Origin of the sequence: Kribbella sp. NPDC023972, assembly GCF_040639075.1 — a bacterium.
Lineage (GTDB): Bacteria > Actinomycetota > Actinomycetes > Propionibacteriales > Kribbellaceae > Kribbella.
In genome coordinates this window covers 398,353-424,421 of record NZ_JBEZZH010000001.1, presented here as the reverse complement: position 1 = coordinate 424,421, position 26,069 = coordinate 398,353, and the positions used below count along the sequence as shown (strand labels likewise).

Annotated in this window: 22 protein-coding genes and 1 pseudogene; 20 read left to right on the top strand and 3 right to left on the bottom strand. The window is 69.0% G+C overall.

The window, feature by feature from the left end; translation table 11 throughout:
* The first annotated feature begins 21 nt into the window (after positions 1-21).
* From AB0F43_RS01895 to AB0F43_RS01830, 14 genes and pseudogenes are all read left to right on the top strand, one after another.
* On the top strand, positions 22-1,548 hold the full coding sequence (locus AB0F43_RS01895; protein ID WP_360469241.1) for a UDP-N-acetylmuramoyl-L-alanyl-D-glutamate--2,6-diaminopimelate ligase: 1,527 nt from the start codon (positions 22-24) through the stop codon (positions 1,546-1,548).
* Complete coding sequence (murF, locus tag AB0F43_RS01890; protein WP_360469239.1) at positions 1,545-2,936, top strand: UDP-N-acetylmuramoyl-tripeptide--D-alanyl-D-alanine ligase; 1,392 nt, start codon at positions 1,545-1,547, stop codon at positions 2,934-2,936. The genes AB0F43_RS01895 and murF overlap by 4 nt, the downstream gene beginning before the upstream one ends.
* Entirely contained in the window at positions 2,933-3,994 is a 1,062-nt protein-coding gene (gene mraY / locus AB0F43_RS01885) for a phospho-N-acetylmuramoyl-pentapeptide-transferase (protein WP_360469236.1), read from the top strand. The genes murF and mraY overlap by 4 nt, the downstream gene beginning before the upstream one ends.
* Positions 3,991-5,430: a UDP-N-acetylmuramoyl-L-alanine--D-glutamate ligase gene (gene murD, locus AB0F43_RS01880; protein WP_360469234.1), complete on the top strand. Its 1,440-nt coding sequence runs from the start codon at positions 3,991-3,993 to the stop codon at positions 5,428-5,430. The genes mraY and murD overlap by 4 nt, the downstream gene beginning before the upstream one ends.
* Positions 5,431-5,442: 12 nt before the next feature.
* Complete coding sequence (ftsW, locus tag AB0F43_RS01875) at positions 5,443-6,717, top strand: putative lipid II flippase FtsW (protein WP_360469231.1); 1,275 nt, start codon at positions 5,443-5,445, stop codon at positions 6,715-6,717.
* Between the two features lie 27 nt (positions 6,718-6,744).
* Positions 6,745-7,833: an undecaprenyldiphospho-muramoylpentapeptide beta-N-acetylglucosaminyltransferase gene (gene murG / locus AB0F43_RS01870; RefSeq protein ID WP_360469228.1), complete on the top strand. Its 1,089-nt coding sequence runs from the start codon at positions 6,745-6,747 to the stop codon at positions 7,831-7,833.
* On the top strand, positions 7,830-9,290 hold the full coding sequence (gene murC / locus AB0F43_RS01865) for a UDP-N-acetylmuramate--L-alanine ligase (protein WP_360469225.1): 1,461 nt from the start codon (positions 7,830-7,832) through the stop codon (positions 9,288-9,290). The genes murG and murC overlap by 4 nt, the downstream gene beginning before the upstream one ends.
* 18 nt (positions 9,291-9,308) lie before the next feature.
* Positions 9,309-10,049, top strand: coding sequence for an FtsQ-type POTRA domain-containing protein (locus AB0F43_RS01860; RefSeq protein WP_360469223.1), 741 nt, complete (start codon positions 9,309-9,311; stop codon positions 10,047-10,049).
* Positions 10,050-10,171: 122 nt separating this feature from the next.
* Positions 10,172-11,242, top strand: a pseudogene (ftsZ, locus tag AB0F43_RS01855) (cell division protein FtsZ); the annotation flags it as partial.
* A gap of 571 nt (positions 11,243-11,813) precedes the next feature.
* Complete coding sequence (locus tag AB0F43_RS01850) at positions 11,814-12,545, top strand: polyphenol oxidase family protein (protein WP_360469220.1); 732 nt, start codon at positions 11,814-11,816, stop codon at positions 12,543-12,545.
* A 76-nt stretch (positions 12,546-12,621) separates the two neighbouring features.
* Positions 12,622-13,335 carry a YggS family pyridoxal phosphate-dependent enzyme gene (locus tag AB0F43_RS01845; RefSeq protein WP_360469218.1) on the top strand — a complete coding sequence of 238 codons (714 nt, stop codon included), beginning with the start codon at positions 12,622-12,624 and terminating at the stop codon, positions 13,333-13,335.
* 70 nt (positions 13,336-13,405) lie between these two features.
* Positions 13,406-13,960, top strand: coding sequence for a cell division protein SepF (gene sepF / locus AB0F43_RS01840; RefSeq protein ID WP_360469215.1), 555 nt, complete (start codon positions 13,406-13,408; stop codon positions 13,958-13,960).
* Between the two features lie 50 nt (positions 13,961-14,010).
* On the top strand, positions 14,011-14,316 hold the full coding sequence (locus tag AB0F43_RS01835; RefSeq protein WP_360469212.1) for a YggT family protein: 306 nt from the start codon (positions 14,011-14,013) through the stop codon (positions 14,314-14,316).
* A 245-nt stretch (positions 14,317-14,561) separates the two neighbouring features.
* The gene (locus AB0F43_RS01830) at positions 14,562-15,320 is read left to right on the top strand and encodes a DivIVA domain-containing protein (protein ID WP_360469210.1); all 759 of its coding nucleotides are present in this window, start codon (positions 14,562-14,564) and stop codon (positions 15,318-15,320) included.
* Positions 15,321-15,424: 104 nt separating this feature from the next.
* Here AB0F43_RS01830 and AB0F43_RS01825 read toward each other — a convergent pair whose 3' ends face one another.
* Together AB0F43_RS01825 and ileS are read right to left on the bottom strand one after the other, a co-directional pair.
* Entirely contained in the window at positions 15,425-15,670 is a 246-nt protein-coding gene (locus AB0F43_RS01825; protein WP_360469208.1) for a hypothetical protein, read from the bottom strand.
* A gap of 450 nt (positions 15,671-16,120) precedes the next feature.
* The gene (gene ileS, locus AB0F43_RS01820; protein WP_360469205.1) at positions 16,121-19,264 is read right to left on the bottom strand and encodes an isoleucine--tRNA ligase; all 3,144 of its coding nucleotides are present in this window, start codon (positions 19,262-19,264) and stop codon (positions 16,121-16,123) included.
* Positions 19,265-19,543: 279 nt separating this feature from the next.
* Here ileS and AB0F43_RS01815 point away from each other — a divergent pair, with 279 nt between their 5' ends.
* The 5 genes from AB0F43_RS01815 to AB0F43_RS01795 all read left to right on the top strand — a co-directional run bounded on the left by AB0F43_RS01815 (position 19,544) and on the right by AB0F43_RS01795 (position 22,885).
* The gene (locus tag AB0F43_RS01815; protein WP_360469202.1) at positions 19,544-19,819 is read left to right on the top strand and encodes a DUF167 domain-containing protein; all 276 of its coding nucleotides are present in this window, start codon (positions 19,544-19,546) and stop codon (positions 19,817-19,819) included.
* A gap of 174 nt (positions 19,820-19,993) precedes the next feature.
* A complete protein-coding gene (locus AB0F43_RS01810) occupies positions 19,994-20,695 on the top strand; it encodes a TraR/DksA C4-type zinc finger protein (protein WP_360469200.1) in 702 nt (233 codons plus the stop codon).
* Positions 20,696-20,808: 113 nt separating this feature from the next.
* Positions 20,809-21,336 carry a signal peptidase II gene (gene lspA, locus AB0F43_RS01805; protein ID WP_360469197.1) on the top strand — a complete coding sequence of 176 codons (528 nt, stop codon included), beginning with the start codon at positions 20,809-20,811 and terminating at the stop codon, positions 21,334-21,336.
* Between the two features lie 20 nt (positions 21,337-21,356).
* On the top strand, positions 21,357-22,265 hold the full coding sequence (locus tag AB0F43_RS01800; protein WP_360472978.1) for an RluA family pseudouridine synthase: 909 nt from the start codon (positions 21,357-21,359) through the stop codon (positions 22,263-22,265).
* Positions 22,262-22,885 (top strand): Type 1 glutamine amidotransferase-like domain-containing protein, encoded by a 624-nt coding sequence (locus tag AB0F43_RS01795; protein WP_360469195.1) that lies wholly within the window; start codon positions 22,262-22,264, stop codon positions 22,883-22,885. Before AB0F43_RS01800 ends, AB0F43_RS01795 begins: the two co-directional genes overlap by 4 nt.
* Here the strand turns inward: AB0F43_RS01795 and AB0F43_RS01790 are convergent.
* Positions 22,882-23,676 carry an alpha/beta fold hydrolase gene (locus tag AB0F43_RS01790; RefSeq protein WP_360469192.1) on the bottom strand — a complete coding sequence of 265 codons (795 nt, stop codon included), beginning with the start codon at positions 23,674-23,676 and terminating at the stop codon, positions 22,882-22,884. The genes AB0F43_RS01795 and AB0F43_RS01790 overlap by 4 nt on opposite strands.
* A gap of 51 nt (positions 23,677-23,727) precedes the next feature.
* Here AB0F43_RS01790 and AB0F43_RS01785 point away from each other — a divergent pair, with 51 nt between their 5' ends.
* Positions 23,728-26,046 carry a LuxR C-terminal-related transcriptional regulator gene (locus tag AB0F43_RS01785; RefSeq protein ID WP_360469189.1) on the top strand — a complete coding sequence of 773 codons (2,319 nt, stop codon included), beginning with the start codon at positions 23,728-23,730 and terminating at the stop codon, positions 26,044-26,046.
* Positions 26,047-26,069: the final 23 nt, after the last annotated feature.

Sequence of the window (26,069 nt, the reverse complement as noted above, 5' to 3'; positions counted from 1 at the left end):
GGAGCGGTAGCCTCAGGGCCCGTGTCCACCCCTACCGCCGCAGGCGGAGCCGTCGCAGCGATCAGGCCGCGGCACATCGTGCCGCTCAGTCTTGTCGAGGTCGCCAGGACCGCACATGCGCGGATCCCGACCAGCAGCAGCGTCGAGGTGACCGGTGTGTCGCTCGACTCGCGATCAGTCCTCCCAGGTGACCTGTACGCCGCTTTGCCCGGTGCGGTCACGCACGGCGCCGCCTTCGTCGCCAGAGCTCAGCAGGCCGGGGCTGTCGCCGTACTGACCGACCCGACCGGCGAGGAGCGGGCCAGGGAGACCGGTTTGCCCGTGCTGGTGGTCGACCGGCCGCGGGACGTGCTCGGCGCGGTCGCGGCCCGGATCTACGGCGAGCCGACCAAGGAGCTGCGTCTGCTCGGCGTCACCGGTACCAACGGCAAGACCACGACCAGCTTCCTGCTCGACGCCGTGCTGCGCCGGCTCGGTCCGGCCGCCCTGATCGGGACGATCCAGACCCGGATCGGTGACGAGGTGGTGAAGAGCGTCCGGACCACTCCGGAGGCCACCGACCTGCACGCGCTGTTCGCGGTGATGCGGGAGCAGGCCGTCGGGTGGTGCGCGATGGAGGTGTCCAGCCACGCGCTGGCGCTGGGCCGGGTGGACGGCGCCCGGTTCGCGGTCGCCGGGTTCACCAACCTCACCCAGGACCATCTGGACTTCCACCACACGTTCGAGGAGTACTTCGCGGCGAAGGCCTCGCTGTTCACTCCGGAGCGGTGTGATGTGGCGGTGGTGACGATCGACGACGAGTACGGACGCCGGCTGGCCGCGCAGACCGTCGTACCGCTGGTGACTGTGTCCACTACGGGTGAGGCGGACTGGACAGTGTCCAACCTGCACCAGTCCGAGCACGGCACTACTGTGTTCGACGTCGTAGGACCGGATGAGTCGCTGACCATCGAGCTCGGGCTGCCCGGTGACTTCAACGTGGCCAACGCGCTGCTGGCGACCGTGATGCTGCGGCAGGTCGGCGTACCGGCCGAGGAGATCGCGGCCGGGCTGCGGACCGCCGCCGTACCGGGCCGGATGGAGACGTTCACCCGCCAGGACGGTCTGGCCGTGATCGTCGACTACGCGCACACGCCGGACGCGATCGCGCTGGCGCTCGAGGCCGCCCGCGGTGCGACCAAGGGCCGTCTGTACGCCGTCGTGGGCTGCGGCGGCGACCGCGATCCGGGCAAGCGCCCGGCGATGGGCGCCGCGGCCGCGCGAACGGCGGACGTCGTGATCATCACCGACGACAATCCGCGCAGCGAGGACCCGGCTGCCATCCGGGCCGCCGCGCTGGAGGGTGCCCGCGCCGCGGCGCCGGGCGCCGACCTGCACGAGATCGGTGACCGCCGCCAAGCCATCGCCGCCGCGATCGAGCTGGCCGGACCGGGGGACACCGTCGTCGTACTGGGAAAGGGCCATGAGACAGGCCAGGACGTCGGCGGTGTGATCCACCCGTTCGACGATCGCGAGACTGTGCGTGAGTTGCTGGAGGCGAAGCGGTGATCCCTGTCAGTTGCGGCGAGATCGCGGACGTGGTCGGCGGTGAGCTCACCGGAGTCGATCCGGCGGCTGTCGTCGACGGCGCGGTGGTGATCGACTCGCGAGCCGCCGGACCGGGTGGGCTGTTCGTCGCCCTGCCCGGCGAGCGCGTGGACGGGCACGACTACGTCGGTACGGCGACCGAGGCCGGCGTCACGGTGTCGCTGACCACGCGAGCGGTCGACGGTTCTCCGTGCATCGTCGTCGGCGACGCGCAGAAGGCACTCGGAGACCTGGCCCGGCTGGTCGTCAGCCGGCTGCCGGGGCTCACCGTGATCGGACTGACCGGGTCGTCCGGCAAGACCAGCACCAAGGACCTGATCGCCCAGCTGATCCGGCCGTACGGCGAAACGGTCTCGCCGGAAGGTTCGTTCAACAACGAGATCGGCCACCCGTTGACCGCCTTGCAGGCGACGGCGACGACCAAGTTCCTGGTCGCAGAGATGGGCGCCCGGCACATGGGCGACATCACCTACCTGTGCGGCATCACGCCACCGAAGGTCGGCTTGGTCCTGAATGTCGGCACCTCGCACATTGGTGAGTTCGGCAGCCAGGACAACATCGCGGTGGCCAAGGGCGAGCTGATCGAGGCCGTGGTCCCGGGAGGGTCCGCCGTACTCAATGCCGACGACCATCGGGTCGCCGGGATGCGGAGCCGGACGCGGGAGAAGGTGCTCACCTTCGGTGAGGCGCCCGACGCGGATGTACGCGCGGAAGGTGTGAAGCTCGACGGCGAAGGACGTCCCGCGTTCGCGCTGCACATCGGCGACTTCAGTGGCGACGTCCAGCTGCAGTTCGTCGGCGAGCACTACGTGTCCAACGCACTCGGAGCGGCCACCGTCGCGTACGCCGTCGGCCTCACCCCAGAGCAGATCGCCGAAGGACTGGCCTCGGCCACTCCGGTGTCGGCGGCGCGGATGGAGGTCACCGAGCGCGCGGACGGCGTGACCGTGATCAACGACGCGTTCAACGCCAATCCGGACTCGGTCCGCGCCGCGCTGAAGGCGCTGGTCGCGATCGGCCGGGCGCGGGGTGCGCGGACCTGGGCCGTGCTCGGCGAGATGCTGGAGCTGGGTGACACCTCCGCCGAGGAGCACGACGCGATCGGCCGGCTCGTGGTCCGGCTCGACGTCAACCGGCTGCTCGTGGTCGGGGCCGGGGCGAAGCCGATCCACCTCGGCGCGTCGCTGGAAGGGTCCTGGGGCAACGAGTCGGCCTTCGTCGACACCATCGGGGAAGCACTCGAGCTGCTCCGCTCCGAGTTGCGGGCCGGCGACGTCGTACTGGTGAAGTCCTCGAAGGCGGCGAAACTACGCAGCCTGGCCGACGCTCTGCTGGAGGACATGCAGTGAAATCCATCCTGCTCGCCGGTTCCGTCTCGATGGTGCTGACCCTGCTCGGCACCCGCTGGGCGATCACCCTGCTGGCCAGGCGCGGCTACGGCCAGGAGATCCGCGACGACGGGCCGACGTCGCACCACACCAAACGCGGTACGCCGACGATGGGCGGCACCGTCTTCATCGTCGCGACCATCGTCGGGTACTTCGCGGCCAAGCTGTTCACCATGACCGAGCCGACCGCCTCGGCGATCCTGGTGCTGTTCCTGTTCGCCGGGATGGGTGCGGTCGGCTTCCTGGACGACTTCATCAAGATCTTCCGGCAGCGCAGCCTCGGCCTGCGCAGCAAGGCGAAACTGGCCGGCCAGACGATGATCGCGGTCGCGTTCGCGGTGCTCGCGCTGCAGTTCCCGGACGAGCGCGGTCAGCGTCCGGCCTCGCCGTTCATCTCCTTCATCCGCGACATCGACTGGCTGCACCTGGCTGGGGTACTGGTGGTGATCTGGATCCTGCTGCTGATCGCCGGCATGTCGAACGGCGTCAACCTGGCCGACGGTCTGGACGGCCTGGCCACCGGCGCGTCGATGATGGTGTTCGGGGCGTACACGCTGATCTGTATCTGGCAGTTCAACCAGAGCTGCGCGACCGCGCCGACCTCGAAGTGCTACGAAGTCCGCGATCCACACGACCTCGCCGTCGTCGCGGCCGCGCTGACCGGTGCGTTGTTCGGCTTCCTGTGGTGGAACGCGTCGCCGGCCAAGATCTTCATGGGCGACACCGGCTCGCTGTCCCTGGGTGGCGCGCTGGCCGGGATGGCCGTGATGACCCGGACCGAGCTGCTGGTGCTGCTGCTCGGCGGCCTGTTCGTCATCATCACCGCCTCGGTGATCCTGCAGGTCGGCTACTTCAAGCTCACCAAGGGCAAGCGGTTGTTCCGGATGGCGCCGCTGCACCACCACTTCGAGATGCTCGGGTGGGAACAGGTGAACGTAGTGATCCGCTTCTGGATCATCCAGGGCCTGTGCGTCGTCACCGGGCTCGGGATCTTCTACGCAGAATGGGTAGCCGGGTGACTCTCGAGACACGCACCGATGACGGGTGGGCCACGACGCGCTTCGTCGTACTCGGGTTCGGTACGGCGGGTTACGCCTGTGCGGACTCGTTGCTTCAGGCCGGGGCGGAGCACCTCGTCGTACTGGACGACCGCGACACCGACGCACTCCGGGAGAAGGCGCAGATCCTGGAGACCCTGGGTGCCACCATCACCCTCGGTCCGGGCAGTACTGCGGAGCTGCCCAAGGACGTCGACGTCGTCGTGACGTCGCCCGGCGTACCGCCGCACGCGCCGTTGCTGGTGCAGGCGGCCGGGCGTGAGGTGCCGGTCTGGAGTGAGATCGAGCTGGCCTGGCGACTGCGCGACCCGGCCAACGCCGCGCCGTGGTTGTGCATCACCGGCACCAACGGCAAGACCACGACCGTGCAGATGCTGACTGCGATCCTGACTGCGGCCGGTCACCGGGCCGTTGCCGCCGGCAACGTGGGCCTGCCGTTGTTGGAAGCCGTGATGGACCCCGAGCCGTACGACGTGATCGCGGTGGAGCTGTCGAGTTACCAGCTGCACTACACCCACTCGATGTCGGCGCACTCGGCCGCCGTGCTGAACATCGCGCCGGACCACGTCGACTGGCACGGGTCGCTGGACGCGTACGCCAAGGACAAGGGCCGGATCTTCGAGAACTGCCAGGTCGCCTGCGTCTACAACGTCGCCGACCCGGCCACCGAACAGCTGGTCATGGACGCCGACGTGATCGAAGGCTGCCGCGCCATCGGTTTCACCCTCGGTACGCCGGACATCTCGATGGTCGGCCTGGTCGACGAACTGCTGGTCGACCGCGCCTTCATCGAGCAGCGCGCGTCATCCGCGCTCGAGCTGGCGACCCTCGACGACATCACCCCGGCCGCGCCGCACAACGTGGCGAACGCGCTGGCCGCGGCCGCGCTGGCCAGGGCGTTCGGCGTACCGGCGACCGCGGTCCGGGACGGCCTGCGCGGATTCCGGCCGGACAAGCACCGGATCGCGCACGTCGCGGAAGTTGCCGGGGTCAACTATGTCGACGACTCGAAGGCGACCAACCCGCACGCGGCCCAGGCGTCGTTGCTGGCGTACGAGCACGTGGTCTGGATCGCCGGCGGTCAGGCCAAGGGCGCGACGTTCGACGAACTGGTGGTCGCCGCCCGGGATCGGTTGCGCGGTGTCGTGCTGCTCGGCCAGGACAAGCTGGTGATCGCCGAAGCTCTTGCCCGACACGCACCGGATGTCCCGAGGATCGTGATCGAGGCAACGGACACTGAAGCCATGGAGATCGTGGTTGGGGAGGCGGCGAAGCTTGCACAGACTGGAGACACCGTGCTGCTCGCGCCCGGCTGCGCATCCTGGGACATGTTCGCCAACTACGGAGCCCGCGGGGATGCCTTCGCCGAAGCCGTGCATCGGCTGGGCGACCACTGAGCCGGTGATCGCATGACGTCGATCGCAGACCAGCCGGATCAGAAGAAGACTCCGCAAACTCCGGCCCCACTCCACCGGCCCGGTCAGAGTGAGCGCCCATGGGTCGCGGGGATCCGCGAGGTGCTCGACCGGCCGCTGACGTCGTACCACATCCTGCTCGGCGCGACCGGCCTGCTGCTGGTGCTCGGGCTGCTGATGGTGCTGTCCGCGTCGAGCGTGCTGTCACTGCGCGCGAACGGCAACAGCTACACCATCTTCATCCGGCAGCTGATCTGGGTAGGCGTCGGCCTGCCGATGGCGTACGTCGCCTCCCGGATGACACCGCGCCACTTCCGCATGCTCGCCTACGTCGCCCTGCTCGGCTCGGTGTTCCTGCTCGTGCTGACCTACATCCCCGGTCTGGGTGTCGGCGTGAACGGCAACACCAACTGGCTGAACCTCGGCGGTCCACTGCAGATCCAGCCAAGTGAGTTCGCCAAGCTGGCGCTGGTGATGTGGTGCGCGGACCTGTACGCGCGCAAGGAGAAGCTGCTCACCCAGTGGAAGCACCTGCTGGTCCCGATGGTGCCGGTCTGCGGCCTGGTGATCGCGCTGGTGGTCGGTCAGCACGACCTCGGTACGGCGCTGGTCCTGATGGCCGTCATGCTCGGCCTGATCTGGATCGTCGGCGCACCGACCCGGCTGTTCGTCGCGACCATCGTGGTCGTCGGCGCGATCGCGTCGTACTTCGTGACGACCGCGCAGCACCGGATGGACCGGCTGATGAACTTCACCAACCCGCTGTCGGACCCGTCCGGGGTCGGCTGGCAGGCGTACCACTCGTTCTACGCCCTGTCGACCGGTGGCTGGTGGGGAGTCGGGATCGGAAACAGCCGGCAGAAGTGGGGCAACCTGCCGGAGGCCCACACCGACTTCATCTTTTCCGTGATCGGTGAGGAGCTCGGCCTGGTCGGGTCGCTCACCGTGCTCGCCCTGTTCCTCGTCCTGGCCTACGCCGGGGTGCGGATCGCGACCCGGAACACCGAGCCGTTCGTCCGCTACGCGGCGGCCGGGATCACCATCTGGATCATGGCGCAGACCCTGGTCAACCTGGGGGCTGTGATCGGACTGCTACCGATCGTGGGGATTCCGCTTCCGCTTTTGTCGTACGGTGGTTCCGCACTGCTGCCGACGCTGATCGCGGTCGGCATGCTGCTGTCCTTCGCGAAGGCCGAACCCGGCGCGCAGGCCGCCCTGAAGGAGACCAGGCGGCCACGTTTCGGATGGCTGCCGTCGCGTACGTCCTGACGAGAACACGCGGGAGCGTTGAAAGCTGTGCCCAGCATCGTCCTGGCCGGAGGCGGAACCGCCGGCCACACCTCACCCCTGATCGCCACCGCCGACGCCCTGCGCCGGATCGACCCGACCGTCGAGATCCTCGCCCTCGGCACCGAACGCGGCCTGGAGACCCGGGTGATCCCGGAAGCCGGTTACCGGCTCGAGCTGATTCCGCCGGTGCCGCTGCCGCGTAAGCCGACGCCGGCGCTGCTCGCCGTGCCGGGCAAGATGCTCGCCTCGGTGAACGCGGCCCGCCGGATCCTGGACGAGGCCAAGGCCGACGTGCTGGTCGGGTTCGGTGGCTACGTCTCCACCCCGGCGTACGTCGCCGCCTGGCGCCGGAAGACCCCGATCGTCGTGCACGAGGGCAACGCGGTCCCGGGGATCGCGAACAAGTTCGCCGCCCGGTACTGCACGCGGAACGTGGCCACCTCGTTCCCGGGCACCGACCTGCCGCACGCGTCGTACGTCGGTCTGCCGATCCGGCGGGCCATCTCGACGCTGGACCGGGCCGCGCTGCGGGCCGAGGCACGGCAGTTCTTCGGGCTGGACCCGGACGCTCCGACCCTGTTCGTGACCGGCGGTTCGCAGGGCGCGCAGCGGCTGAACGAGGCGTTCGCGGGTGCCGCCGCCGACCTGCAGGCGGCCGGGATCCAGGTGCTCCACGCGATCGGCCCGAAGAACACTCTCGAGGTCGCGTCGACGGGTGGGTACCCGTATGTCGTGCTGAACTACGTCGACCGGATGGACCTCGCCTATGCCGCCGCGGACCTGGCCGTCTGCCGGTCGGGGGCGAACACGGTCACCGAGGTGTCGGGTGTCGGTCTGCCCGCTGTCTACGTTCCGCTGCCGCACGGTAACGGTGAGCAGGCGCTGAATGCCAAGCCGGTGGCCGACGCGGGCGGCGGGCTGCTGGTGGACAACGCCACCGTGACGCCGGACTGGGTTCGCGCGACTGTTCCGCAACTTCTGCACGACACCGCGCGTCTGACAGCCATGTCCACTGCCGCGAAGGGCCTCATTCGCACGGATGCCGACGAGCGATTGGCGCGGATCATCCTGGATGTGGTGGGGTCTGCTTCGTGATCGTCACCGCACCTGACACGACACTGCCCGCGGAGAAGCTGGGCAGAGTGCACTTCGTAGGGATCGGCGGCGCCGGGATGTCCGGAATCGCCCGGATCATGGCGTCCCGCGGTATCGAGGTGTCCGGTTCCGACGCCAAGGACGGGAAGGTGCTGGCCGCGCTGCGTGCGCTCGGCGCCACCTGCTGGGTCGGTCACGCCGCCGAGCACGTCGCGGAGGCGGACACCGTGGTCGTGTCCACGGCGATCCGGGAGACCAACTCCGAGGTCGTCGCCGCCCGTGCCGCCGGGATCCCGATCCTGCCGCGGGCCGCCGCGCTCGCCTCGGTGATGGTGGGCCGCCGGACGCTGGCGGTCGCCGGCACGCATGGCAAGACGACCACCACGTCGATGCTCACCGTCGCACTGCAGCACTGCGGGGCCGATCCGTCGTACGCGATCGGTGGCAACCTGAACGAGTCCGGCTCGAACGCGCACGACGGCACCGGTGACCTGTTCGTCGCCGAGGCGGACGAGTCGGACAAGTCGTTCCTGACCTACCGTCCCGAGGTGTCGATCGTCACATCGGTCGAGCCGGACCACCTGGACAACTACGGCGACGAGGCCAGCTACCGGCTCGCATTCGAGCAGTTCTGCGACCGGGTGATCCCGGGCGGCTTCATGGTCATCTGTTACGACGACGCCGGCGCCCGTCAGCTGGCCGACTACGCCCGCCAGCGCGGCATCGACGTACGCACATACGGCGAGTCGGTCGACGCGGACCTGCGGGTCACGGAGATCACCGCGACCGGGGCGACGCAGTCGTTCGTGCCGGTGTACCGCGGGCGCAAGTTGCCGACCGTACAGCTGCAGCAGGCGGGTAGGCACAACGCGCTGAACGCGTCGGCCGCGTTGACGGTCGGGTTGGGGCTCAAGTTCTCGGCGGCCGATCTGGCCGAGGGGCTGGCATCGTTCACCGGGACCGGCCGGCGGTTCGAGTTCAAGGGGCTCGAGGACGGCGTCCGGGTGTTCGACTCGTACGCGCACCACCCGACCGAGTTGGCCGTCGACCTGACCGCAGCCCGGCAGGTTGCGGGGGAGGGGCGTGTGATCGCGTGCTTCCAGCCACATCTGTTCAGCCGGACCAGGATCTTCGCCACCCAGTTCTCCGAAGCGCTCGCGCTCGCCGACGAGGTCGTCGTGATGGACGTGTTCGCCGCGCGTGAGGATCCGGAGCCCGGTGTCACCGGTGCCCTGATCGCGAACCACGTGCCGCTGAAGCCGGAGCAGGTCCGGTTCGAGCCGTCGTGGTCCGCCGTACCGCAGGTGGTCGCCGACCTGGCCGAGCCGGGCGACCTGGTCGTCACCCTGGGCGCCGGCGACGTGACGCTGATCGGGCCCGAAGTCGTCGATCTGCTGGCCGAACGAGCCGCCGCCCGCGAGTCTGCCGCCGAGGCCCTCATTCCTGTGGTGGAGTAAAAGGGTGGGGTCTACTGAATGAGCCAGAGCGCTGATCTGGCTCGGGCACAACAGCGGTTCGCGCGCCGGCAACGCTTGGTGCGGTGGCGGAGCTGGCTGCCGTGGGCGATCGGTGGCGCCGTGCTGGTGTTCGGCGGCCTGATCGTCTGGCTGTTCTACTTCTCCGCCGTACTCGCGGTCGACGGTGTCCGGGTGAGCGGTGCGGATACGGTGCCGGTGGCAACAATCGAGAACGTGGCCCAGGCCCCGGTCGGTACGCCGCTGGCGAAGGTCGACCTGGGTGCGATCGCGGCCCGGGTGCGGACCATCCCGGCGGTGGCCGACGCGCAGGTGACCAGAGCCTGGCCGAACAAGGTCGTGGTCGTCGTCACCGAACGGGTTCCGGTGGTGGTGGTCACCGACGGGTCCCGGTTCGAGCTGGTCGACGCGACCGGTACGGCGTACCGGACGGTGCCGGACCGGCCGGCCGGACTGCCGGAGGCCAAGGTGACGGGGACCCGGCGCGAGGTGACGATCCGTTCGGTGGTGACGGTTTCGGCCGCGCTGCCGTCCACACTGCGGGCACAGGTGGGCTCGATCTCGGCCGCGTCACCGGACTCGATCACCCTGAATCTCGGGTCCGGGGTGAAGGTCGTTTGGGGCAGTTCCGATGACAGTGAGCGCAAAGCCGAGGTACTCAGCGTGCTGATGAAGCGCAAGGCGCAGGTGTACGACGTGTCGGCGCCCGATCTCCCTGTGACCAAAGGGGAAAAGCGGTGACGGATCACATCACGGCCGTGTGCGGCGAGGCGCGTGGACATTGCCCGAAGCGGTCCCGTACCGTGCGGCGTAATCTAAAGTTGACATAAGTCTAAGCATCCACTTGAGGTTCAGTCTTTTCGCTGGAACTTTTCGCTGGAACAGGGGCCAACCGGCCACAACGGGAACAGAACGAGGCGAGAGGCGCGGACGTGGCGGCACCGCAGAACTACCTAGCACTCATCAAGGTCGTCGGCATCGGCGGAGGCGGCGTGAACGCCGTCAACCGGATGATCGAGCACGGTCTGAAGGGCGTTGAGTTCATCGCCATCAACACGGACGCGCAGGCGCTGTTGATGAGCGACGCGGACGTCAAGCTCGACATCGGCCGGGAGGAGACCCGCGGCCTCGGCGCCGGGGCGAACCCGGCGATCGGGCAGAAGGCCGCCGAGGACCACGCGGAGGAGATCGAGGAGGCGCTGAAGGGCGCCGACATGGTCTTCGTCACCGCCGGCGAGGGGGGTGGCACCGGGACCGGCGGCGCGCCGGTGGTGGCCCGGATCGCCCGGTCGCTCGGCGCGCTGACGATAGGTGTCGTCACGCGGCCGTTCTCCTTCGAGGGAAAGCGGCGCGCGACCCAGGCCGAGGATGGCATCAGCACCCTCCGCGAGGAGGTGGACACGCTGATCGTCATTCCGAACGACCGGCTGCTGACCATCTCCGACCGCGCCGTGTCCGTGCTGGACGCGTTCAAGCAGGCCGACCAGGTGCTGCTGCAGGGTGTCTCCGGTATCACCGACCTGATCACCACCCCCGGCCTGATCAACGTCGACTTCGCCGACGTCAAGGCGGTCATGTCGAACGCGGGCTCCGCGCTGATGGGCATCGGCTCGTCGCGGGGTGAGGACCGAGCGGTCGCGGCGGCCGAGGCGGCCATCTCGTCTCCGTTGCTCGAGGCAAGTATCGAGGGTGCGCACGGCGTCCTGCTGTCGATCGCCGGTGGCTCCGACCTCGGTCTGTTCGAGATCAACGAGGCGGCCCAGCTGGTGTCGGAGTCGGCACACTCGGACGCCAACATCATCTTCGGCGCGGTCATCGACGACGCCCTCGGCGACGAGGTCCGGGTCACCGTGATCGCGGCCGGGTTCGACGGCGGGATGCCGAAGCGCCGCGAGCAGGCGATGAATGCGCGGCCGCAGACGTCGCGTCCGTCGACCGGATCGGACAACCAGAGCTACTCCGCCCCGATGCAGTCGGGTGGGACTCCACCGGCCTCCACGCCGCCTGCCGCGACGCCACCGGCCCAGACGCCGCCCAGCACGCAACCGGCCCCGCCATCGCCTGCGTCGACCCAGCCAGCCTCGGCACCGGCGACCTCGGCTCAGCCGGCGACCGGCCAGCCAGGGAACGCGCCGGCCACCGCGCCGTCGTCGAACGGGCCGGGGGCGACCGGGCAGCCCGCGAATCCGCCGGCACCGACCGACCACACCGTCCCGGTGCCGGCGCCGACCGAAGGCCGTCCGGGAGCCGGTACGACGAACTCGGCCCGCCCGCAGGCCGGCGACCCGGTCCGCACGGTCCCACCGACCGCGCAGCCCACGCCGCACACCCCGGCGTCGCCGACCACCCAGCACTCCTGGCCGGTCAACGGCCCGAGCACCACGTCGTCCTCCGGCAACTCGCAGCCCGGCCCAACCCGCCCGGCTCGCAAGCCCGAGCCGGAAGAGGACCTCGACATCCCGGACTTCCTCAAGTAAGCAGCGTCCGGGCCGGTAGCCTTTGGACGTGTTCAGCTACGACGAGGTCATCTCCGCCGTTCGCTTCGCCGTCACCGACCGCTTCGGCGGTGTGAGCCAAGCGCCGTACGGCGAGCTGAACCTCGGTGGAGCCGGTGAGGACCCGCAGCTGATCGGTGAGAACTTCCGCCGGGTCGCGGACGCCTTCGCTGTCCCGCCGGAGGCGATCGTTCGCGTCAGCCAGGTCCACGGCCGGGACGTGCACGTGGTTCGTCCCGGCGACGAGTTGCCGGTGCGGCCGGTGCCGACCGCGGACGCGATCGTCACGACCAGGTCCGACGTGGTCCTGTGTGTCCGGGCCGCCGACTGTCTCCCGGTGCTGCTGGCGGATTCGACCCAGGGTGTGATCGGCGCCGCGCATTCCGGGCGGCCGGGGATGTACGCCGGTGTCGTGCCGGCGACGGTGGAGGCGATGCGGGATCTCGGTGCGCAGCGAATCACCGCCGTACTCGGACCGCATGCGTGCGGACGGTGCTACGAGGTGCCGGCCGAGCTGCGCGCCGAGATTGCCGAGCGGGTGCCGGCCTCGTACTCGGAGACGAGTTGGGGGACACCGGCGATCGACGTCGCGGCCGGGGTGAAGTCGCAGCTCGCCGAGCTCGGCGTCGAGGTGGTCGACGCGACCGCGTGCACGATCGAGTCGGAGAACCTCTACTCCTATCGGCGGGAAGGCCCGGTCAGCGGCCGGCTGGCCGGGCTGGTCAAGCTGGCCGCGGCATGAACGAACGTAGCGAGTTCATCATCGAGCACAGTGTGCATTGCGCCTCATCCGCGCCCGGAGCGAAGCGAGGACGCGGATGAGCCTGCGGGAGGACGAGCTGCGGGACAACCTGCGGCTGGCGCGGGAGCGGATCGAGAAGGCCTGTGAGGCGGCCGGGAGGTCTCCGGACGAGGTCACCCTTGTCGCGATCACCAAAACCTTCCCAATCAGCGACGTACGGACGCTGACAGGCCTCGGCGTACGCGACGTCGGCGAGAACCGCGAGCAGGAGCTCAAGGTGAAGGCGCCGGACTGCCCGGAAGCGACCTGGCACTTCGTCGGGCAGCTGCAGTCGAAGAAGGCCCGTTCGGTGGTCCGGTACGCCTCGGTCGTGCATTCGGTGGACCGCTCGTCGTTGGTGACCGCGCTGTCCAAGGCCGCGGTCGCCGAAGAACGCACCGTGCGTTGTCTGCTGCAGGTGAGCCTGGCGGCGTACGGATCGGCCGAGGCCGCGACCGGAGCCGGCCGCGGTGGCGTCGAGCCGTCCGGCGTACTCGAGCTGGCCGGGGAGGTGGCTGCGGCGGACGGGCTGGAGGTGGGTGGCGTGATGGCTGTCGCGCCGCTGGGATCGGACCCGGACGAGGCGTTCGCGGGGCTGCGTGAAGTAGCCTCCCGACTACGTTCCGAACATGCCGGGGCCGACTGGATCTCCGCCGGGATGACCGGCGATCTGGACGCGGCGATCAGGCAGGGAGCGACACACGTACGGCTCGGGCGCGCCTTACTCGGAACGCGTACTCCGCCGGGTTAGTGTCGACATCGAGCAGGTTTCCTTCCTGCTCACCGTTGTCGTCGAAACCGGATCGAGGGGCTGGAGGGCCATGAGCGGCGCGCTGCGCAAGATGGGTGTCTACCTCGGCTTGGTCGAGGACGGGGAGCGCTACAACGCGCGGTACGACGACTACGACGAGTACGACGAATACGACGATGACGCGGTCGAAGCCGTCGACGGGGAGTCCCACGAGACCGAGCCGGTGCCCGCCGGCCGGGAGACGCGCGAGTCCAGGGAGTCGCGTGACACCCGCGAGGAGCAGGGCGCGACGGTCAGCAAGTTTCCAGATCGACGTGGTGTCGCACCGACCCCGGAGGTTACCGAGTTGGCCCGCATCACCACCGTGCACCCGCGCAGCTACAACGAGGCGCGAGTCATCGGTGAGCACTTCCGCGACGGCACGCCCGTCATCATGAACCTGACCGAGATGGACCACGCCGACGCCAAGCGGCTGGTCGACTTCGCCGCCGGGCTGATCTTCTGCTGCCGCGGCTCCATCGAGCGGATCACCACCAAGGTGTTCCTGGTCTGCCCACCGAACGTGACGGTGGCCGCCGAGGAGAAGGAGAAGATCGCCGCGGATGGGTTCTACAACCAGAGTTGACGCCCGGCGTCCACCACGGTTTCCGTCGGTCTTCTACACTCATTGACGACATGGTTGCTCTAGCGCTCGTCCTCACGGTTCTCTACTGGGTACTGCTCGCCTTCTTCCTGATGTTGGTGGCGCGGTTCGTGCTCAGCCTGATCGTCATGTTCGCGCCGCAGTGGCACCCGAAGGGGCCGCTGCTGCTGCTCTTCGAGTTGGTCTACTCGGTCACCGATCCGTTCCTGCGTCCGCTCCGGCGGATCCTGCCCCCGATCGGGGCCGGCGGGATCCGGATCGACCTGTCCATGCTGATGTTGTTCGTCATCGTCTCGCTGGCGATGTCGATCAACTCGACCGCCCTCCGGTCACTGTGACCCAGCGCACCGGAGGTGGTCCGGAACCGGTGGATCACCCGCCGAGTCGGAGGGTGAGGACGCCGGGGACGGGGTAGGTACAGTCTCGAACACGGGGCCGGTTCGTTGATGGCGTCCGCCGGGAAGTGGGCCGTTTCGCCCGCCCGGATTCCGTTAGAACACAACGAAGCGATAACGTGATCTACTGAGTCGCCGAGGTGAAGGCCACGGGGACTCCGCCAAGACACAGACAAACGAGGTGAAAGATGCCGCTGACGCCGGATGACGTCCGCTCGAAGCAGTTCACGCCCGTCCGACTACGGGAGGGCTACGACGTCACTGAGGTCGACTCCTTCCTCGACGAGGTCGAAGCCGAGCTCGAGCGACTTCTCGCCGAGAACGAGGAGCTGCGGGCCAAGCTCGCGGCGGCTCAGCGCGCGGGTGCGGGGCAGGACCGGCCGGTCGACCAGACCGCCGCGCTGCCGCCCGTCGTGCAACAGCCCAAGCCCCCGGTCGTGGTCGAGAAGCCGGAAGAGAAGCCACCCGTCGTCGCGCCTGTAGCGGCCGCGGGGGCTGCTGCGGCGGCAGGGACCGTCGGTGACGCCTCCAGCTCCGCGGTGCGGCTGCTGGAGATGGCCACCAAGCACTCCGACGATCTCGTCCAGGAGGCGAAGGACACCGCCGACAAGATCATCGGCGAGGCCCGCGCCAAGGCCGAGCGGCTGGAGAACGAGGCACGCGGCAAGGCCGACCGGATGACCGGTGAGGCTCGCGCCCGCGCCGAGAAGCTGGACGGCGAGATCGCCGAGCGCCGGGCCCAGATGCTCGGTTCGCTGGAGAAGCAGAAGGGCCAGCTGGAGCGCACGATCGACGACCTGCACGCCTACGAGCGCGAGTACCGCAGCCGGCTGAAGACCTACTTCACCGAGCAGCTCAAGGCACTGGGCAACGGCGATGACACGCTGAGCCCGCGCAACGGCTTCCGCCCGGAGGCCCGCGCCCAGGCTCACGGTCACGGCGTCTAAAACCTCGGACGAGAGGCGGTGCTTTCCGGCGGCACCGCCTCTTCGTCATGTCCGGGCTCTTTTGACAGAACGTCTCCGAGTGGTGACGCGGTGTCAGGTGAATCCTAGGGCCAGGCAAGAGGTTCCTTCCGGCCGCTCAGCGTCTCCACATCGCTGAGCCGCAGCCGGTACGGCGTGAGCCGCAGCAGTGAGGGTGATTCCCCGGCCGGCCCATCGGGGAACACACTCCAGAAGTCATACCCGAGTGGCGCCGGAGCATCCCGGTACAGCTCCCACACAAGTTGCCGGGTCGCGGTATCGCCGATCCACTCCGCATCGCAGTCCGCCGCCGCCACCTCGTGGCAGTGCACATGGCCACGCCTTTGGCGCGGCGGGTCATGGGGCGGCCGAGCGGATGTCCGACTCAGCAGGCAGCCTCCAAGTCGGTGGCCGATCTGGAGAAGCGCGGCTATCTGGCCCGCGAGCCGGGTCCCGCCGACGCTCGCGCGCGGAACGTCGTACTGACCGAGCGGGGACAGGCGGTGATCGCGGCGGCGCGCAGGCATCGGGCCGCGCTGGGTCGGAGCTTCGTCAAGCTTTGGGTGCCGATCGAGTCGAGGCGGCACGGTTGCTGCTGGTCGACACACTCAACCTGCTCGGCGCCGCCCCGGCACTCCGAGCCAGAGCAGCCCGCCCACACCCCGCTGACCCCACCCCATTTGCCTGGTTCACCACCGAGATTGGGGGTTTGCCACCCGTTCTCAGGGTGGCAAACCCCTCATTTGGCTGGTCAGCCAGCCAAATGAGGGCGGGCCGGCGGGTCAGGCCTTGGTCAGCCAGTAGGTCAGTTGCAGGTCTTCATCGGTGCCGGTGGCAACGTCGGTGGGCTGCGACGGGGCCGTCTGGGTGAGCTCGACGGCGAGGACCTCGCGGGCGATCTCGTCGGCGTGCTTGCCGAGGGCATCGGTGAGGTCGGTGTCGGTCGAGGTCAGCCAGACCTTGATCCGGTCCGACACCTCGAGACCCGCGTTCTTCCGGGCCTCCTGCAACGTCCGGACCACCTCGCGGGCCAGGCCGGCCTGCTTGAGCTCCGGGGTGACTTCGAGGTCGAGGGCAACGGTCTCGCCCTGCTCGTTCACCACCGACCAGCCCTCACGCGGCCGCTCCGACAGCAGCACCTCGGACTCGCCGACCTCGACGTTCTCCCCGTCGACCACGACCGTCGCCGTACCGGACTGCTTCAGCGCGGCGGCCAGGGCGGCGGCGTCGGCGGCGGCGATCGCGGCGGCGACCACCGGTGTCTGCTTGGCGAACCGCTTGCCCAGCTCGCGGAAGTTGCCCTTGGCGGAGAACTCGACCAGGTCGGCGCCGGCCGAGGAGAGCGGCTCGACCGAGCCGACGTTCAGCTCGTCGGCGATCTCCTGCAGCAGGTCCGCGGACAGGTCCGCGATCGCGGCCGACCCGACCAGCGCGCGGGACAGCGGCTGGCGCGTCCGTACCTTGGCCTCCGCCCGGGCCGACCGGCCGAGCTCGACGACGCGCCGCGCCATCGACACGTGCTGCGCGAGCGCGTCGTCGATGAGCGTCTCGTCGTACGACGGGTAGGACGCCAGGTGCACCGACTCCGGCAGGCCGGGGGTGACCGGACGGAACACGTCCTGCCAGACCCGCTCGGTCACGAACGGCGTCAGCGGCGCCATCACCCGGGTGAGTACGTCGAGCGTCTCGTGCAGCGTGGCGAGCGCGCCGGCGTCACCGGCCCAGAACCGGCGACGCGAACGCCGCACGTACCAGTTGGAGAGGACGTCGACGAACGAGTTGATCAGCAACCCGAGCCGCTGCGTGTCGTACACCGCGTAGGCCTGGTCGGTGTCGCGCACCAGCCGGTGCGTCTCGCTGACCAGCCACCGGTCCAGCACCGAGCGCTCGGCCACCGGCTGTACGTCGGCCGTCGGCGACCAGTCGGCCAGTCGCGCGTACAGGGAGTGGAAGGCGACTGTGTTCCAGTAGGTGAGCAGCACCTTCCGGACGATCTCGTTCAGCACGTTCGGCCCGATGCCGCGCGCCTTCCACGGCGACCCGGAGGCGGCCATGAACCAGCGCACCGCGTCCGCGCTGTGGTCGTCCATCAGCGGGATCGGCTCCAGGATGTTGCCCAGGTGCTTGGACATCTTCCGGCCGTCCTCGGCCAGGATGTGCCCGAGGCAGACGACATCGCGGTACGACGACTCGTCGAAGACCAGCGTGCCGACGGCCATCAGCGTGTAGAACCAGCCGCGGGTCTGGTCGATCGCCTCGCAGATGTAGTCGGCCGGGTACGCCTGCTCGAACTTCTCCTTCGACCCCTCGACCCACGGGTAGCCCCACTGGGCGAACGGCATCGAGCCGGAGTCGTACCAGGCGTCGATCACCTCAGGGACGCGCTGTGCCGTCTGGCCGCAGGTCGGGCAGTCGAAGGTGATGTCGTCGACGTACGGCCGGTGCGGGTCGGTGTCGCTCAGGTCCCGGCCGGCCAGTTCACCCAGCTCGGCCAGCGAGCCGACGCACACCTGGTGGTCGTCCGCACACCGCCAGATCGGCAGCGGCGTACCCCAGAAGCGGGACCGGGAGACGGCCCAGTCGATGTTGTTGCGCAGCCAGTCGCCGTACCGGCCCCACTTGACCGAGTCCGGGTACCAGTTGGTCTTCTCGTTCTCCCGGAGCAGTGCGTCCTTCACCTGCGTGGTGCGGATGTACCAGGACGGCAGGGCGTAGTACATGACCGGGGTGTGGCAGCGCCAGCAGTGCGGGTAGGGGTGCTCGTACGGCGCGTGCCGGAAGAGTGCACCGCGCTGCTGCAGGTCCTTGACCAGCGACTCGTCGGCCTTCTTGAAGAACTGCCCGCCCACCAGCGGTACATCGGCGCCGAAGTGACCGTCGGACTCGATCGGGTTCACGACCGGCAGGCCGTAGGCACGGCAGACCGCGAGGTCGTCCGCACCGAACGCGGGGGACTGGTGGACCAGACCTGTGCCGTCCTCGGTCGTCACGTACTCGGCCAGTACGACGTAGTGCGCCGGCTCGGGGAACTCCACCAGCTCGAACGGCCGCTGGTACGTCCACCGCTCCATGTCGCGGCCGCCGTACTGACCGGTGACCGTCCAGCCCTCGCCCAGCGTGCCGAGCAACGGCTCCGCGACGACCAGCGACTCGGTGCCATCGGTGGCGACGACGTACTGGACGTCGGGGTGCACCGCGACCGCAGTGTTCGACACGAGGGTCCACGGAGTCGTCGTCCAGACCAGCAGCGACGCCTGCCCGGCCAGCGGACCGGAGGTCAGCGGAAAGCGGACGTACACCGAGGGGTCGATGACCGTCTCGTAGCCCTGGGCGAGCTCGTGGTCCGACAGGCCGGTCCCACAGCGGGGGCAGTACGGCGTGATGCGGTAGTCCTCGACCAGGAGACCCTTGTCGTGGATCTGCTTGAGCGACCACCAGACGGACTGCACGTACTCGGGGTCCATCGTCCGGTAGGGGTGCTCCAGGTCGACCCAGTAGCCCATCCGGACGGTGAGCTCGTTGAACGCGTCCACGTGCCGCAGCACCGACTCGCGGCACTTGGCGTTGAACTCGGCGATGCCGAAGGCCTCGATGTCCTTCTTCCCGTTGAAGCCGAGCTCCTTCTCCACCGCGACCTCGACCGGCAGGCCGTGGCAGTCCCAGCCGGCCTTACGCTCGACCGAGAAGCCCTTCATGGTCCGGTAGCGCGGGAAGACGTCCTTGAAGACGCGCGCCTCGATGTGGTGGGTGCCGGGCATCCCGTTCGCGGTCGGCGGGCCCTCGTAGAAGGTCCACGGCTGACCGCCGGCGGACTGCTCGAGGCTCTTGGCGAAGGTGTCGTGCTCGTCCCAGTGCGCAAGCACCTCGCGTTCGAGCGCGGGGAAGTCGACCTGGGCCGGGACCTGGCGCCACGGAGTTGTAGCCATCTCTTCGTCGTCCTTCGTCGAGCCTGGTGCGTGCTGGACGAGGGACGAAGCGCCGGCGCTGTCGCCGGGCCGCGCGGTACCACCCTCCTTGGCGGCCCGCAGGGAGCCACCCACTTCCTTTCTGCGTCGCTGCCGGTTCTAATAAGTCGCTACGGACCGTTCTTCCGGCGGCTCCGGGGTGATGGCCCCATCACTGCCTTGCGGATCGCGGCTCCCAGTGTACGACTTCGTACTGGGCAACTACGAATCGTTAATCGGTGGTCAGGCGAGAATTCAGCGATGAGAATTCTGCTGCGGGTCAAACCGGGGGCCTCCCGGACCGCGGTCGGCGGCCGGTACGACGGTCCGTCCGGCCCGGCGCTGGTGGTGTCGGTGTCGGCCCGTGCGGTGGAGGGGCAGGCGACGAAGGCTGTCCTGGCGGCGGTCGCAGCGGCGTTCGGAGTACGACGCTCCGCGGTGACGTTGGTGCGGGGCGCGACCAGCAGGGACAAACTGGTCGCGGTGGAGGGGGAGGAGAGCGAGATCCGGCCGAGGCTCGAACACTTGCTCGGCTAATACGCAGTGGGACGCTGAAATGTTGCTGTGACGCGCGGAACGTCGAGTGAGCTTGAAGAACCGACTACCGTATGTCCACGGTCTGCGCGTCGGACTGGCACGTGGTGGGCACGTGGCCTAGTGTCTTGCGACCAGTCCGCTTCAGTCTCCGACGAAGGCAGGGGGTAGCTGACCATGGCTACATCGGCTCCCAAGAAGTCCGCCCCCCAACGCAAGGCCGCGGCCAAGAAGAGCGCCGCGACATCCGCCGAGCCGGCCAAGAAGACGGCGGCCCGCAAGGAATCGGTGAAGAAGGCGTCACCGGCGAAGAAGACTTCCGCGAGGAAGACGGCGGCCACGAAGACCACCGGCTCGACCGCGGCGAAGAAGGCTCCGGCCAAGAAGACCCCTGCCAAGCAGGCTCCGACGAAGAGGGTGGCCATGAAGACGAACGAGAACAGGACCCCGGCGACAGCGCCGGCGAAGTCCGCAGCACACAAGGCAGAGACCCTCACGGTGAAGTCCGGCGAGAACCCGTGGACGGCGGCAGAGCTGACCGAGCTGCGCGGCGAGCTGGAAGCCGACGTGGTGCACCTGAAGAAGGAGATCCGCGACGCCGAGCAGGAGATCGTCGGGCTGCTCCGCGACGGCGGTGACGGCGCCGGCAACGACCAGGCCGATGTGGGCTCCACCACGCTGGAGCGGGACCACGAGATGTCGCTGGCGAACAACGCCCGCGACATGCTGGACCAGATCGAGCGGGCGCTGGCCCGGATCGAGGACGGCACCTACGGCATCTGTGAGAGCTGTGGCAACCCGATCGGCAAGGGTCGGCTGCAGGCATTCCCGCGTGCGACACTGTGCGTGTCATGCAAAGAACGCGAAGAACGCCGCTGAGCGAACCCGAGTCGTCCCGTCAGGTGGGGGACGCCCCAGAAGCAACGCCGGAACCGGCCGACTCCCCGTCGGCCGGTTCTCCGTCGTCGCCGGAGCCCACCGAGCCTGACGCCGTGCCCACGGAGGGTGAGATCCCGCCTGCCCAGCGTGGGTCCTGGAAGTGGATCGCCGTCTTCGCGCTGGTCGGGCTGGTGGTGCTGGCGCTCGACCAGGTCACCAAGACGCTGGCGCTGGAGCATCTGACGCCGGGTGAGCCGGTGAACGTGATCGGAAGCTTCCTGAAGTTCAACCTGATCCGGAACTCCGGCGCCGCGTTCAGCCTCGGGGCGGGGTACACGCCGTACATCAGTGCGATCCAGATCGTCGTCGCGCTCGGGGTGGTCTACCTGTCCCGGCGGCTCGGGTCGGCCGGGTGGGCGGTGGCGTTCGGCTTCCTGTTCGGCGGTGCGCTGGGCAACATCATCGACCGGATCTTCCGCGAGCCCTCGCCGTTCCACGGGCACGTGATCGACTTCCTGCAGACCCCGCACTGGGCGATCTTCAACGTCGCGGACATGGCGGTCACGTCGGCCGCCGCCCTGCTGGTGATCCAGACCCTGCGCGGGGTCAGGCTGGACGGGACGAAGGAACCCAAGAAGTGACGGGCGACTCCCGGACCGTGATGGTCCCGGACGGCCTGGCCGGCGAGCGGCTGGACGCGGCGTTGTCCCGGTTGTTCGGCGTGTCAAGGACGAAGGCCGCCGAGCTGATCGAGTCCGGCCTGGTCCAGGTCGACGGCGCAACGGCGCCCAAGTCGGCCCGGGTCGCCGCCGGCGTCATGCTCGACGTCGAACTGCCACCGCCGCCCGGCGAGGTCACCGTCGTACCGGAGACCGTCGAGAACCTGCGGATCGTGTACGACGATGACGAGATCGTCGTGGTCGACAAACCGGTCGGCGTGGCCGCGCACCCGTCGCCCGGGTGGACCGGCCCGACCGTGATCGGCCACCTGGCCGGGGCGGGGTTCAGCATCTCCACCAGCGGCGCCGCCGAGCGCAAGGGCGTCGTGCACCGGCTCGACGTCGGCACGTCCGGACTGATGGTCGTGGCCAAGACGGAGTACGCGTACACCGTGCTGAAACTCGCCTTCAAGGAGCGGACGGTCAAGAAGATCTACCACGCGCTGGTCCAGGGACACCCGGACCCGTTCACCGGCACCGTCGACGCGCCGATCGACCGGCACCCGCACCACGACTACAAGTTCGGCGTGATCGCGGGCGGCAAGCCGAGCGTGACGCACTACGAGACGCTCGAGGCGTTCCGGTACGCGACCCTGCTCGAGATCACCCTCGAGACGGGCCGCACCCACCAGATCCGCGTCCACATGTCCGCGATCGGCCACCCGTGCTGCGGCGACCTCACGTACGGCGCCGATCCGGTGCTCGCCGAGCGTCTCCAGCTGACCCGGCAGTGGCTGCACGCGATGCGACTCGGCTTCATCCACCCCGGGTCCGGCGAGTACGTCGAGTTCACCTCGAAGTACCCGGACGACCTCGACCACGCCCTCGATCTCCTGGTCGACAGCCAGTGAAGCTCTACCTGTCGTCGTTCCGCCTCGGCGACCACCCCGAGCGCCTCGTCGCTCTCCTCCCGCCGGCCGCCCGCGTCGCCGTCATCTGCAACTCCATCGACACCGAGGACTCCGCCGTACGCCGGGAGAAGGTCACCGACGAGATCACCTGGCTGACCGAGCTGGGTCTTAACCCCCACGAGCTGGACCTGCGGTCATGCACAGGCGGCGCGCTCAAGGCCCAGTTGCCGGAGTGTGACGGTGTGTGGGTGCGCGGAGGCAATGCCTTCGTCCTTCGAGCAGCACTTGCCGTGAGCGGCGCGGACAAGCTCCTCCCCGAGCTCATCCGCAGCGAGGAGATCGTGTACGCCGGATACAGCGCCGGAGCCTGTGTCCTCGCGCCGAGTCTGCGCGGTCTCGAGCTGTGTGACGACCCCAAGGCGGTTGACGGCGAGGTCAGCTGGGAAGGCCTCGGCGTGCTCGACCACGCGATCGTCCCGCACCTCGACTCACCCGGTCACCCCGAAACAGACCTGGTAGCGGAAGTTGCCGACCTCTACGACCGGACCGGCGTCCGCTACCTCGGCATGCGCGACGGTCAGGCCCTGGTGATCGACGGTGATCACCGCGAGCTCGTCTAGAGCTGCTCGACGAGCCTGACCACAGCCGCGACCACTTCTGGTCCATGTACCAACGCGGCGTCGTTGTGGTCCGCTCCTGGGATCTCGACCAGATGCTTCAACGTCGGTGCCGCCTCAGCCACCGCACGGCTCTGCTCAGCTGGTACGACGGAGTCACCACTGCCGTAGACCACAGCAACCGGCGCTTTCACACCAGCCAGCTGCTCAGCCAGCAGGAACTTGTCCCGTAGCAACAGCTCGACTGGCAGAAACGGGTAGTGGGCCCGCCCGACGGACGCGAGGTCGACGAACGGCGACCGCAGTACGAGTCCTCCCGGCTCAACCGACGTGGCCAGCTCGGTGACCACCGCAGCCCCGAGGCTCTCACCGAAGTAAACAGTCCGCTCCGGTGGTACGCCGTACTCGACCAAATACTGCTGTGCCGCACGAACATCCCGAGCCAGGCCTCTCTCACTCGGGCTGCCTTCGTTACCGCCGTACCCGCGGTAGTCGAACAGCAGCACGGTCAGCCCCTCTGCAGCGAGCGCCTGCGCGAGCGGTCCGCGTCCGGCCCGGTTGCCGCCGTTCCCGTTGGCCATCAGTACGGCGACGCCACTGTCCGGCCCTCGCGGTGGCACGAGCCATGCACCCAGCTGCAGCCCGTCGCTCGTCGCCAGCACCACGTTCTTGGCGCCCACACCGACAGGCACCGCGGATGTGTCCGGCAGATAGATCAACTGCCGCTGGCATCCCCAGAGGACGGCCAACAGCAGCAGAACCACCGACCCCACCACCAGCGCGACGCGCACCATTCACCCAGCCTAAGGCGGTCTCAACAGCGTCGATCGGGCCTACTCTGAGGCATGGCGGAGTCGAAGCCGGTCGCGACGCCTCGTGGGCGGTTGCCGGCCGAGCTGACGAGTTTCGTGGGGCGGCGTCGAGAACTGGCGGCCACGAGGCGGTTGCTGTCCAGCAGCCGCCTGCTGACCCTGACCGGCTCAGGGGGAGTCGGCAAGACGCGTTTGGCGCTGCGGATGGCCGCAGAGGTACGCCGTACGTTCGCCGACGGGGTGTGGTTCGTAGAGCTCGCCGCACTGCACGATCCGGCGCTGCTCGGGCACACCCTGGCCGGAGCACTCGAGTTGAGCCAGGTGTCGGCGAACCCAACCGCCGACCTGGCGGAGTACCTGGAGGACAAGCACCTGCTGCTGGTCCTGGACAACTGCGAGCAGCTCGCCGAGCCATGCGCCGTACTGGTGAGCAAGCTGCTGGCGGCCGCACCACAGCTCCGCATCCTCGCCACCAGCCGGCACGTGCTGGGTGTGGAAGGCGAGCAGGTCCTGTCGGTGCCTCCGTTGTCTACACCGCCGGGCGAGGTCCCGTTCGCCGACGCCGATCAGTACGAGTCATTGGTTCTCTTCGTCGACCGCGTCCGCGCCGTACTGCCTGAGTTCGAGCTCGACGAGCGGAATCGGGCGCAGGTGATCGAGGTCTGCCGGCAGCTGGACGGCGTACCGCTGGCGCTGGAGCTCGCGGCCGTCTGGATGCGGACCTTGTCGCTCGCGCAGATCCTCGACCGGCTCGAAGACCGGTTCCGGCTGCTGGCCAGCGGGCGGCAGGCCGGACCGGCCCGGCAGCAAGCGCTGGACACCGCCGTGACGTGGAGCTACGACCTGTGCTCGCCGGGCGAGCGGTTGCTGTGGGAGCGGTTGTCGGTGTTCTCCGGCGGTTTCGACCTCGAAGGAGCGGAGGAGGTCTGCTCGGGCGACGGCATCGCGCGCGACGAGGTGCTCGACCTCGTCGCGGGACTGGTGAACAAGTCGATCATCACCCGCACGATGGCCACCGACCACTCGGTCGCCTGGTACGACATGCTCACGACGATCAGCCAGTACGGCGGGATGCGGCTGGCCGAGGCCGGCCGGACCCGCGAGTTCCGGCTCCGGCACCGCGACTACTGCCGGCGGCTGGCCGCGGGCTGGGCGGAGGACAGCTTCGGTCCGCGTCAGGCCGACTGGTTCATCCGGATGCGGCGGGAGCACGACAATCTGCGCGCCGCCCTCGACTTCTGCCTGGCCGAGCCGGGGGAAGGACAGGCCGCGCTGGAGATCGCCGCACCGATCTGGAACTTCTGGTTCGCCGGGTACCTGCGCGAGGGCCATCGGTATCTCAGCCGGGCGATCGTTGCCGCGCCGGAGCAGACGCCGACGCGGGCGCTCGGGCTCTGGGCCGGCAGCTACCTGTCGATGTTCCTCGGCGAGACGGAGCAGTTGACCCGGCTGCTGAGGGAGTGCGAGGAGCTCGCCGAGCGGTACGACGACGACCGGCTGCGGGCGCGGATCGCGGAGGTGGCCGGGCATGCCCTGATCTACCAGGGTGACCTGCCGGGTGCGATCGGCCGGCTGGAGGTCGGGCTGGCCGGGTTCCGCGCGGTCGGGGACAACCTCGGTGAGTTCGACATCCTCATCCTGTTGTCGGCGGCAACGTTCTTCCTCGGCGACCCACGGGTGGAGGAGTTCAGCCGGCAGGCGTACGAGCTGGCCGACTCCCGGGGTGCGGTCTCGTCGAAGGCGTACGCGCTGTGGAGTGTGGGCATCGTCCAGTGGCGCGACCACGATCAGGTCGAGGCGGCGACCCGGTCGTTCCGGGAGGCGATCCGGTTGTGGCAGCCGCTGAACGACCGGACCGGGATCGGGTTCTGTGTGCAAGCGCTGTCCTGGTGCGCCGGGTCGGCCGCGCCGACCGAGCAGGCGGCCCGGTTGATGGGTGCGTCCCGGGCGGTCTGGCGGTCGAGTGGGGCCCATGTGGACGAGACGACGCCGTACAGCCAGTTCGACGACCGGACCGAGGCGCGGATCCGGGCCGCGATCGGCGACGCGGCGTTCGACGAGGCGTTCCGGCTGGGGGCGGCGTACTCCTTCGACCAGGCGGTCTCGCTGGCGCTGGGGGAGGAGACGCTGCGGGAGCGGACAGCCAAGCCGGGGATGGCCGGCCGGCTGACGCGGCGTGAGCACGAGATCGCGGTGCTGATCGGCGAAGGCCTGAGCAACCGCGAGATCGCGGGCCGCCTCGTCATCTCGCAGCGCACCGCCGAGACCCATGTCGAGCACATTCTCAGCAAGCTCGGCTTCGCCTCCCGCACCCAGGTCGCCCGCTGGGTGGCCGAGCATCCTGAGCGGTAACGGTTTCACCCGAATCCGCATCT